9 protein-coding genes are annotated in these 11,480 nt (G+C 61.6%); all 9 read left to right on the forward strand.

What is annotated here, in order from left to right; genetic code table 11:
- Nucleotides 1-202 precede the first annotated feature (202 nt).
- Complete coding sequence (gene rpsF / locus BLU85_RS21415) at nt 203-631, forward strand: 30S ribosomal protein S6 (RefSeq protein ID WP_003186395.1); 429 nt, start codon at nt 203-205, stop codon at nt 629-631.
- A gap of 28 nt (nt 632-659) precedes the next feature.
- Nucleotides 660-890 carry a 30S ribosomal protein S18 gene (gene rpsR / locus BLU85_RS21420; RefSeq protein ID WP_002551829.1) on the forward strand — a complete coding sequence of 77 codons (231 nt, stop codon included), beginning with the start codon at nt 660-662 and terminating at the stop codon, nt 888-890.
- Nucleotides 891-926: 36 nt separating this feature from the next.
- Nucleotides 927-1,817, forward strand: coding sequence for a YybS family protein (locus BLU85_RS21425; protein ID WP_092205316.1), 891 nt, complete (start codon nt 927-929; stop codon nt 1,815-1,817).
- Between the two features lie 18 nt (nt 1,818-1,835).
- Entirely contained in the window at nt 1,836-2,282 is a 447-nt protein-coding gene (rplI, locus tag BLU85_RS21430) for a 50S ribosomal protein L9 (protein ID WP_003186385.1), read from the forward strand.
- Nucleotides 2,283-2,399: 117 nt separating this feature from the next.
- Nucleotides 2,400-3,797, forward strand: coding sequence for a replicative DNA helicase (gene dnaB / locus BLU85_RS21435; protein ID WP_027911801.1), 1,398 nt, complete (start codon nt 2,400-2,402; stop codon nt 3,795-3,797).
- Between the two features lie 202 nt (nt 3,798-3,999).
- Nucleotides 4,000-6,300 carry a YgiQ family radical SAM protein gene (locus BLU85_RS21440; protein WP_092205317.1) on the forward strand — a complete coding sequence of 767 codons (2,301 nt, stop codon included), beginning with the start codon at nt 4,000-4,002 and terminating at the stop codon, nt 6,298-6,300.
- Nucleotides 6,301-6,631: 331 nt separating this feature from the next.
- Nucleotides 6,632-7,558: an Ssp4 family T6SS effector gene (locus tag BLU85_RS21445; RefSeq protein ID WP_092205318.1), complete on the forward strand. Its 927-nt coding sequence runs from the start codon at nt 6,632-6,634 to the stop codon at nt 7,556-7,558.
- Nucleotides 7,555-8,016 (forward strand): hypothetical protein, encoded by a 462-nt coding sequence (locus BLU85_RS21450; RefSeq protein ID WP_092205319.1) that lies wholly within the window; start codon nt 7,555-7,557, stop codon nt 8,014-8,016. The genes BLU85_RS21445 and BLU85_RS21450 overlap by 4 nt, the downstream gene beginning before the upstream one ends.
- 165 nt (nt 8,017-8,181) lie before the next feature.
- The gene (locus BLU85_RS21455; protein ID WP_092205320.1) at nt 8,182-11,475 is read left to right on the forward strand and encodes a transglutaminase family protein; all 3,294 of its coding nucleotides are present in this window, start codon (nt 8,182-8,184) and stop codon (nt 11,473-11,475) included.
- Nucleotides 11,476-11,480: the final 5 nt, after the last annotated feature.

Raw genomic sequence — 11,480 nt, forward strand, 5'->3', positions numbered from 1 at the left:
CACAGTGTTTGTGCAAGGTGAGATTCGGTGGCTGTTCAAATAATCGCCAATTGCCTTGCGCCGCCCTCGGCCCTTCTCTACAATTGCGCCCCTTGCTGTGATGGCAGGCACTTATGTGTCTAGCGTCCACAAGTCCATAAGTGTCATTCACTCCTTGTCTGACCGTTTTTGAGCGGCAGGCTACAACCCGTAAGGAGCATTCATGCGTCATTACGAAATCATCTTTTTGGTCCACCCGGATCAAAGCGAGCAAGTCGGCGGCATGGTTGAGCGTTACACCAAGCTGATCGAAGAAGACGGCGGCAAAATCCACCGTCTGGAAGATTGGGGCCGTCGTCAACTGGCCTACGCAATCAACAATGTTCACAAGGCTCACTACGTGATGCTGAACGTTGAGTGCACTGGCAAGGCCCTGGCCGAGCTGGAAGACAACTTCCGCTACAACGATGCAGTGATCCGTAACCTGGTCATCCGTCGCGAAGAAGCCGTCACCGGCCAATCCGAGATGCTCAAGGCTGAAGAAAACCGCAGTGAGCGCCGTGAGCGTCGCGACCGTCCTGAGCACTCTGACAGCGCCGATGGCGATGACAGCGATAGCGACAGCGACAACAGCGATAACGCTGACGAGTAATCCACGGACCTTTTAAGGAGCCAATCACATGGCACGTTTCTTCCGTCGTCGTAAATTCTGCCGCTTCACCGCTGAAGACGTGAAAGAGATCGATTACAAAGATCTCAACACTCTGAAAGCCTACGTATCCGAGACCGGCAAAATCGTTCCAAGCCGTATCACCGGTACCAAAGCTCGTTATCAGCGTCAGCTGGCCACCGCTATCAAGCGCGCCCGCTTCCTGGCCCTGCTGGCCTACACCGACAGCCACGGCCGCTGAGACCGGGCAGTCGACGAGTAGTAAGGGATTGAATGCATGCGCGCCTTAGCTGACTTCATCATGCGGGGACGTGTGCAGGCCACGTTGGTTGTGGCCGGATCCGCGGCATTGCCGCTGTTGTTCTGGTTGAGTGCCGCCGCTGGGTGCCTTGTGCTCCTGCGGCGCGGTTCGGACGCCTTGAGCGTCCTGGGTATCGGGTTGTTGTCAGCGTTGGTGAGCTGGTACTTCCTGGAGGACCCGACAACACTTCTGGTGTTGCTCGGGGCTGGTGGCCTGGCGTTGGTTTTGCGCGCCGGCCATACCTGGAACCGCGTGCTGCTGTGCAGCGTGGCCGTGGGGTTGTTGTGTGCGGTGAGCCTGGGAACTGTATTCAGTTCCTTCATCGAGTCACTGGCGCAGACGTTCGAACACGTCCTGCCGCTGGCGATGGGTGAGGTCTACGAGACATTCTCGGCAGACCAGAAGGCGTTTCTCACCGCCCTGAGCGCTCCGCTGATGATCATTTCGATAGCGTCTTCGCTGCAGATCTTTAGCGTGCTGTGCCTGATTCTTGGGCGCTATTGGCAGGCGTCGTTGTATAACCCCGGTGGTTTCGGTCGCGAGTTTCGCACCATCCGATTCCCCAAGAGCGTGGCGCTGTCACTGCTGGCCGTCATGTGTGTCGCTCCGTTTTTCGGGCTGCATGCACTGATCCTGTTGCCGTTGTGCAGTGTTGCGCTGGTCTTCGCCGGCCTGGCCCTGATTCACGGCCTGGTGGCGCAGAAGCGACTGGCCACGTTCTGGCTGGTGGGGATATACGTGACGTTGTTGCCTTTCATGCACTTGCTCGGTCCGTTGCTCGTGGTCTTGGCCATCGTTGACAGCCTGATTGATTTTCGCGGTCGTATGGCGCCGAAAGACGCCGACAACGCGAACGGTGAAGGTTAAAAGTTAGAGGATTTTCACATGCAACTGATCCTTCTGGAAAAAATCGCCAACCTGGGCAACCTGGGCGACAAAGTAAACGTTAAGGCCGGCTACGGTCGTAACTACCTGCTGCCTTTCGGCAAAGCCACCGCTGCGACCGCCGCCAACCTGGCTGCGTTCGAAGAGCGTCGTGCCGAGCTGGAAAAAGCCGCCGCAGACCGTAAGGCATCGGCTGAAAGCCGTGCTGCCCAACTGGCCGAGCTGGAAGTGACCATCACTGCCACCGCTGGCGACGAAGGCAAGCTGTTCGGTTCTATCGGTACTCACGACATCGCTGACGCACTGACCGCCTCCGGCGTTGAAGTGGCGAAAAGCGAAGTTCGTCTGCCGAACGGTACCATCCGCAACGTAGGCGAATTCGACGTAGCCGTGCACCTGCACGCCGAAGTTGAAGCCACCGTACGCGTTGTCGTGGTAGCAGCCTAAGCAACACCTGTCGGTTGGCACCCTCGGGTGCTAGCCGGTAACATCGGGCACGATCCTGTTTACAGGTCGTGCCCTTTGTCTTTTTGCAATTGCTGAATTTCATAACCAGACGTGGCCATGAACGAAATCACCGCTCCCGAGCAATACGATCTGCAAACCGCTGCCCTGAAGGTGCCTCCGCATTCCATCGAGGCCGAACAGGCCGTGCTCGGTGGCCTGATGCTGGACAACAACGCCTGGGAACGCGTGCTCGATCAGGTCTCCGACGGCGATTTCTACCGGCATGACCACCGCCTGATTTTCCGTGCGATCGCCCGTCTGGCCGATCAGAACATGCCGATCGACGTCGTCACCCTGGCCGAGCAATTGGACAAGGAAGGGCAGACGTCCCAGGTTGGCGGCCTCGGTTACCTGGGCGAACTGGCGAAAAACACGCCGTCGGTCGCCAACATCAAGGCCTATGCGCAGATCGTCCGCGAGCGGGCGACCTTGCGTCAGTTGATCGGCATCAGCACCGAGATCGCCGACAGCGCTTTCAACCCGGAAGGTCGCACCGCCGCCGAGATCCTCGACGAAGCCGAACGGCAGATCTTCCAGATCGCCGAGGCTCGGCCGAAAACCGGCGGCCCGGTGAGCGTCAACGACCTGTTGACCAAGGCCATCGACCGCATCGACACCTTGTTCAACACCGACAACGCCATCACCGGCCTGTCCACCGGCTACACCGACCTCGACGAGAAGACCAGTGGCCTGCAGCCGTCCGACCTGATCATCGTCGCCGGCCGTCCGTCCATGGGTAAGACCACCTTTGCGATGAACCTGGTGGAAAACGCCGTGCTGCGCAGCGACAAGGCGGTGCTGGTGTATTCCCTCGAGATGCCAGGCGAATCGCTGATCATGCGTATGCTCTCGTCCCTGGGGCGCATCGACCAGACCAAGGTCCGTTCCGGCCAATTGGAAGACGACGATTGGCCGCGCCTCACCTCGGCGGTCAACCTGCTCAACGACCGCAAGCTGTTCATCGACGATACGGCCGGTATCAGCCCATCGGAAATGCGCGCCCGGACCCGGCGCCTGGTGCGTGAGCACGGTGATATCGCCCTGATCATGATCGACTACCTGCAGCTGATGCAGATCCCCGGTTCCAGCGGCGACAACCGGACCAACGAGATTTCCGAAATCTCCCGTTCCCTCAAGGCCCTGGCCAAGGAATTCAACTGCCCGGTGGTGGCGCTCTCCCAGCTGAACCGTTCCCTGGAGCAGCGCCCGAACAAGCGCCCGGTGAACTCCGACTTGCGGGAATCCGGAGCGATCGAGCAGGACGCCGACGTCATCATGTTCGTGTACCGCGACGAGGTGTATCACCCCGAGACGGAGCACAAGGGCATCGCCGAAATCATCATCGGCAAGCAGCGGAACGGCCCGATCGGCTTCATCCGCCTGGCCTTTATCGGCAAGTACACGCGCTTCGAAAACCTGGCGCCGGGTAGCTACAATTTCGATGACGATGAGTAAGTTCTTCGTCGTCTGATCCGGCCTCATCGTCGGATCGCCGCCCGGAGCAAGCTCGCTCCCACAGAGGAATGCATTCCTCTGTGGGAGCGAGCTTGCTCGCGATAGGTGCGCCGCCGATTTCCGACCATAGCCGTCGGAATTGGTCAAAATTTGTGCTATATTCCGCGCCCGCGATTTTTCATCCTTTATACCGGTCATCGACATGCAAGCAGCCAAGCCGTTATTTGACTATCCCAAGTACTGGGCCGAATGTTTCGGCCCGGCGCCGTTCCTGCCCATGAGCAGGGAGGAGATGGATCAGCTCGGCTGGGATTCGTGCGACATCATCATCGTGACCGGTGATGCCTATGTCGATCACCCGTCGTTCGGCATGGCGATCATTGGCCGTTTGCTGGAAGCCCAGGGCTTTCGTGTCGGGATCATTGCCCAGCCGAACTGGCAGTCCAAAGACGACTTCATGAAGCTTGGCGAGCCCAACCTGTTTTTCGGTGTCGCGGCCGGCAACATGGACTCGATGATCAACCGCTACACCGCCGACAAGAAAATCCGTTCCGATGACGCCTACACCCCCGGTGGCCTGGCGGGCAAACGGCCGGATCGCGCGAGCCTGGTCTACAGCCAGCGCTGCAAGGAAGCCTACAAGCACGTGCCGATCGTGCTGGGTGGTATCGAAGCGTCGCTGCGCCGCATCGCCCATTACGACTACTGGCAGGACCGGGTGCGCAACTCGATCCTGATCGACGCCTGCGCCGACATCCTGCTCTACGGCAACGCCGAGCGGGCGATTGTCGAAGTCGCCCAGCGCCTGTCCTATGGTCACAAGATCGAAGACATCACCGACGTGCGCGGCACCGCATTCATCCGTCGTGATACGCCGCAAGGCTGGTACGAAGTCGATTCCACGCGCATCGACCGCCCGGGCAAGATCGACAAGATCATCAATCCGTACGTGAACACCCAGGACACTCAAGCCTGCGCCATCGAGCAGGAGAAGGGGCCGGTTGAGGACCCGAGCGAAGCCAAGGTCGTGCAGATCCTGGCGAGCCCGAAAATGACCCGGGACAAGACCGTGATTCGCCTGCCGTCGGTGGAAAAGGTCCGTGGCGACGCGGTGCTCTATGCCCACGCCAACCGCGTGCTTCACCTGGAAACCAACCCGGGTAACGCCCGCGCCCTGGTGCAGAAGCACGGCGAAGTCGACGTCTGGTTCAACCCGCCGCCCATTCCGATGACCACCGAAGAAATGGACTACGTGTTTGGCATGCCTTACGCGCGTGTTCCCCATCCGGCGTACGGCAAGGAGAAGATTCCGGCCTACGAGATGATCCGTTTCTCGGTGAACATCATGCGTGGCTGCTTTGGTGGCTGCACCTTCTGCTCGATCACCGAGCATGAAGGCCGGATCATCCAGAACCGCTCCGAAGAGTCGATCATCCGCGAGATCGAAGAGATCCGCGACAAGGTTCCAGGTTTCACCGGGGTGATTTCCGACCTCGGCGGCCCGACCGCGAACATGTATCGCATTGCCTGCAAGAGCCCGGAAATCGAATCCGCGTGCCGCAAGCCGTCCTGCGTGTTCCCGGGCATCTGCCCGAACCTGAACACCGACCATTCTTCGCTGATCCAGCTGTACCGCAGCGCCCGGGCCTTGCCTGGGGTGAAGAAGATTTTGATTGCTTCCGGCCTGCGTTACGACCTGGCGGTCGAGTCGCCGGAATACGTCAAGGAGCTGGTGACCCACCACGTCGGCGGCTACCTGAAGATCGCGCCGGAGCACACCGAGGAAGGCCCGCTCAACCAGATGATGAAGCCGGGCATCGGCAGCTATGACAAATTCAAGCGGATGTTCGAGAAGTACACCAAGGAAGCCGGGAAAGAGCAGTACCTGATTCCCTACTTCATCGCCGCCCACCCGGGTACCACCGACGAAGACATGATGAACCTGGCGCTGTGGCTCAAGGGCAACGGTTTCCGGGCCGACCAGGTGCAGGCGTTCTATCCGTCGCCGATGGCCACGGCCACCGCCATGTACCACTCGGGCAAGAACCCGCTGCGCAAGGTCACCTACAAGAGCGATGCGGTGACCATCGTCAAGAGCGAGGAGCAGCGCCGCCTGCACAAGGCCTTCCTGCGGTATCACGACCCCAAGGGCTGGCCGATGCTGCGTGAAGCGTTGACCCGCATGGGCCGCGCCGACCTGATCGGGCCGGGCAAGAACCAATTGATCCCGCTGCACCAGCCAGCCACCGACAGCTACCAGAGCGCCCGTCGCAAGAACTCGACGCCAGCCGGCAGCCACAAGGTAGGCAAGGAAACCACCAGGATCCTGACCCAGCACACCGGCCTGCCGCCGCGGGCCAGCGATGGCGGCAACCCGTGGGACAAGCGCGAGCAGGCCAAGGCCGCGGCTTTCGCCCGTAACCAGCAGGCGGCCAAGGAGCGCAAGGATGCGGCCAAGGGCAAGGGGCCGAAACCGGCGCGCAAGCCTGTCGTGCCACGCTAACGGGTCAATCCACGATGTAAAACGCCAGCCTCAGTGCTGGCGTTTTGCTTTCTAGCGACGGTGCTGCCCGTTTGTTATCGTGGCGCCGCCCCGCAATGTAAGACGAAATGCGGAGCCCTTTGTAGCGAGGGAGCTTTGCTCCCGCTCGACGGCGTAGGAGCTGTCGAGCGAAGCGAGGCTGCGATCTTTCCCCGGACACTTGAATCCCAAGCGAAAGATCAAAAGATCGCAGCCTTCGGCAGCTCCTACAGAGCCAGCAGGGATAAATTTCCCCCACCATAGGGGTTCAGTGTGGATAAAGACTCACTTCCGATTCTCAAGGACGATTCATATGAGCAGCGCTACAACGGGCATCGGCATGGACCTGAGCTTCTCCCAGTTCATGGCCCGCAAACGCATCGAAAGCCAGATCAACCTGCCGCGCCTGTTTGCTGCCATTGACGCCGATCCTGGCATCGCCGGGGCGGGCGTGGTGTATGTCGATTCCGAATACAACGTCGTGACCCTGCGGGAGTTCAAGCCGATTTGCAGCATCGCGCCCAAGCGCATCATTCTGCGCGAGGCGAAAAAATACATCGCGCCGCAGCAGTTCATCGATCAGGTCAAAAGCAGCCCCCGCGAGTCCAAGCTCGGGCTTGAAGCGACCAATGCCGGCTTGTCCTGTGTCGCCGCGGTGATCGGTTGGGTGGTGGTGTTCAGTGGCAGCGTCGCGGTGCCCTTTACGGCGGGGGCAAGTGCCTTTGTCGTTGCCCTGGGCGCCGCTGCCGCGACGGCCAGTACCGCGCAATGCGTCATTGGCGGGATGCGGGTGGCCAATGAGCTGACCAATCCGACCGGCAACGATGAGATGAACGACGCCGACTGGTACAACATCGTGTCGCCGATCCTTGACGGGGTTTCCCTGGTGGGGGTCGGTGGCTCGGCCCTGACGACTGTCCGGCTGCTCAAGGCCAACAAGGCGGCCGCCACCGGAAAGAGTTGGTATCAGTTGCTCAAGGGGCTGAATCGGCAAGAGCGCAGCAAACTGACCAAGGAGCTGTTGACGCTGAAGGACCCGAGTCTGACCGCGAAGCTGCTCAAGCTGCAGCAACGCGCGGGAGCCCTGCCCACACGTTATTCGTCTGCCGAGATCAGGCACGCGACGCTGACACAGATAAAGGACTCCCTGGGAGGCGCGCTGGGGGTCATTGGCAGTTATACCGGCGATGGCGCCGTGAAGACGGTTGCCGTCGGCCTGTACGAGGAGTTCACGGAATGATCGGGGGCGGATCGCTGAAGCCGTTCCTCGCCCGTTATTTTCCGGTGTTTATGGGGACGATCCTGCTGGGCTGCTTTTCCGGGTCCACACTGCTGGTGTTGGCCGGGGCCACGTATTGGCGTGCCCTGGAGCCGTCAGCCAGGACCGACTATGTCGGGCTCGGCACCTTGGCCCTGGTGCTCGTCCTGGTCCTGGGCAACCTCTTGATCGCTCGCGGGCGCGCCTGGGCGGTCTGGTGGGTGGCGGGGTATTTCCTGGCCTGTCTGGCGGCGGTGCTGCCGACGTTCGCTTATGGAGCGCATCAGGGCGTGTACCTGTTCGCTTTGCTGTCGCCATTGCTGGGGCTGTTACTGCTCAACAGCAAGCGTCATCGGGAAATGCGCAGCAAACTCGTCGATATCCGCCGCCAACGCGCGCTGATCATTCAGGCCGCCAAGGCCTCACGCCCGCGTCGCTGAGTCGATTCGCGCCGCATTTATGTGCATTCCTTTACAGATGAATACGGGCATCGCGCGTTTTTAGTGCTCTACTGCCTTGAGTAGACAAAGAAAGTGTCGGGCCTGCCTGCATGGCATAAGTCTTGCGCCGCTTTCGATACCGCCCAGGCTCGCAGGAGGCACGTCGTGTCGATCCATGTCGCATTGCATCACGTCACGCATTACCGCTACGACCGCGCCGTCGAACTCGGCCCGCAGATCGTTCGCCTGCGTCCGGCCGCCCACAGCCGCACGCGGATTCTTTCCTATGCGCTGAAGGTTTCGCCCGAGCAGCATTTCATCAACTGGCAGCAAGATCCCCAGGGCAATTACCTGGCGCGGCTGGTATTTCCCGAGAAAACCCGGGAGCTGCGGATCGAAGTCGATCTGCTGGCGGAAATGGCGGTGTTCAATCCGTTCGACTTCTTTCTCGAGCCCTACGCCGAGAAAATTCCGTTTGCCTACGCGGCTGACGAACGCAAGGAGCTGGCGCCTTACCTGGAAACCCTGCCGCTGACGCCGAGGTTCCAGGCCTACCTGGACGGCATCGACCGCACGCCGTTGCCGGCGGTGGATTTCCTGGTGGCGCTCAACCAGCGCCTGAGCGAAGACATCAACTACCTGATCCGCATGGAACCCGGCGTCCAGACCCCGGAGCATACCCTGGAGCACGCGTCCGGCTCGTGCCGCGACTCGGCCTGGTTGTTGGTGCAGCTGTTGCGCAACCTTGGCCTGGCCGCGCGGTTTGTTTCCGGCTACCTGATCCAGTTGACCGCCGACGTGAAGAGCCTCGATGGGCCGTCCGGCACTGACGTCGACTTCACCGACTTGCATGCCTGGTGCGAGGTCTACCTGCCCGGTGCCGGCTGGATCGGCCTGGATGCGACGTCCGGGCTGTTCGCCGGTGAAGGCCATATCCCGCTGGCCTGTAGTCCCGATCCGTCCTCGGCGGCACCGATCAGTGGCTTGGTGGAGCCCTGCGAGTGTGAGTTCAGCCACGAAATGTCCGTCGAGCGGGTCTGGGAAGCGCCGCGGGTGACCAAGCCTTACACCGACGCGCAATGGCTGGCGATCCAGGCCCTGGGGCGGCAGATCGATGCCGATCTGCTGGAGGGCGACGTGCGCCTGACCATGGGCGGCGAACCGACCTTTGTCTCCATCGATGACCCGGACGGCGCCGAGTGGAACACCGCGGCACTCGGGCCGGACAAGCGCCGGCTCTCCGCCGAGCTGTTCCAGCGCATGCGCAATCACTATGCGCCCAAGGGGCTGGTGCATTTCGGCCAGGGCAAATGGTACCCCGGCGAGCAACTGCCGCGCTGGTCGCTCAACTGCTATTGGCGGCGCGACGGGGTGCCGATCTGGCACAACAGCGCGTTGATCGCCGACGAGCAGGAGGATTACGGCGCCGATGGCGAACTGGCCGGACGCTTCCTGGCGAGCGTCGCCGAGCGTTTGAAGATTCCTGCGCGGTTCGTGTTTCCGGCCTACGAAGACAACTTCTATTACCTCTGGCGCGAAGGCGCACTGCCTTCGAACGTCACGGCCGAGGACCCACGCCTGGAGGACGCTCTGGAGCGTGCACGGTTGCGCAAGGTCTTCAGCCAGGGCCTGGACAAGGTCATCGGCCAGGTCCTGCCGTTGGCTCGTACCGCCAAGGGGGATCAATGGCAAAGCGGTCGCTGGTACCTGCGGGACAACCACTGTCGCCTGGTGCCGGGGGATTCGCCCCTGGGGTATCGCTTGCCGCTGGCGTCCCAGCCTTGGGTGACGGCGGCCGAGTACCCGTTCATCCACCCCACCGACCCGAACCAGGACTTGCCCGAACTGCCCGGCACCGAGCAACTGGCGCGTCACGGCGAGGCGGCGACCGAGCAGGAGCGTGTCCCGGAGATCGACAAGTCCGCCGACTGGCTGACCCGCACCGCTTTCTGTGCCGAGGCCCGCGAAGGCCGGCTCTATCTGTTCATGCCGCCGCTGGAGCGGGTCGAAGATTACCTGGAACTGGTCAGTGCCATCGAAGCGACGGCTGAGGAACTGCGGTGTCCGGTGCTGTTGGAAGGCTACGAACCGCCGAACGACCCGCGCCTGAGCAATTTCCGCATTACCCCCGACCCCGGTGTGATCGAGGTCAACGTACAACCCTCGGCGACCTGGGATGAGTTGGTCGAGCGCACTGAGTTTTTGTACGAAGAAGCGCGACAGACCCGACTGACCACCGAGAAATTCATGATCGATGGCCGGCACACCGGCACGGGCGGCGGTAACCATTTTGTACTGGGTGGCGCGACACCGGCCGACTCGCCGTTCCTGCGACGTCCCGACCTGCTGCGCAGCCTGATCAGTTACTGGCATAACCATCCGTCGTTGTCCTACCTGTTTTCCGGGTTGTTCATCGGCCCGACCTCCCAGGCGCCCCGCGTGGACGAGGCGCGCAACGACGCCTTGTACGAGCTGGAAATCGCGTTCGCGCAAATGCCACAGCCCGGCGAAGCGTGTCCGCCGTGGTTGGTTGATCGCTTGTTGCGCAACCTGTTGATCGACGTGACCGGCAATACGCACCGCGCCGAATTCTGCATCGACAAGCTCTATTCACCGGACGGCGCCACGGGGCGTCTCGGCCTGTTGGAGTTGCGTGCGTTCGAGATGCCGCCCCACGCCCGCATGAGCCTGGCCCAGCAATTACTGCTGCGGGCGCTGGTGGCGCGGTTCTGGCGCGAACCTTATGCGCCGGCGAAACTGGCGCGCTGGGGCACCGAGCTGCATGACCGTTTCCTGCTGCCGCACTTTATCGAGCAGGATTTTGCCGATGTCATCCATGAGCTGAACGCCGCCGGCTACCCGCTGCGGGCCGAGTGGTTCGCCGCACACCTGGAGTTCCGCTTCCCCAAGGTGGGCGATTACGCGGTCAGCGGTATCGAGCTGCAATTGCGCCAAGCCCTCGAGCCTTGGCATGTACTGGGGGAGGAGGGCGCGGTCGGCGGCACCGTGCGTTATGTGGATTCCTCCCTGGAGCGTTTGCAGGTCAAGCTCAGCGGCCTGGCGCCGCAACGCTACCTGCTGACCTGCAATGGCGTGCCGGTGCCGTTGCAACCGACTGGTCGGGTCGGCGAATTTGTCGCCGGGGTGCGTTTCCGAGCGTGGCAACCGGCCAACTGCCTGCAACCGACCATCCCGGTGCATGCGCCGCTGGTTTTCGACTTGCTCGACACCTGGATGCAACGTTCCGTGGGCGGTTGCCAGTATCATGTGGCCCATCCGGGCGGGCGCAACTATGACAGCCTGCCGGTGAATGCCAACGAGGCCGAGAGCCGGCGCATGGCGCGCTTCTTCCGTCTCGGGCACACGCCGGGGAAACTGCCGATGCCCAGCCTGGCAGTGGATGACGAGTTTCCACTCACGCTCGACCTGCGACGTTTCCAGGACGCATCAACAAAATAAAGAAC

Source organism: Pseudomonas sp. NFACC14, from assembly GCF_900106885.1.
GTDB lineage: Bacteria > Pseudomonadota > Gammaproteobacteria > Pseudomonadales > Pseudomonadaceae > Aquipseudomonas > Aquipseudomonas fluorescens_AA.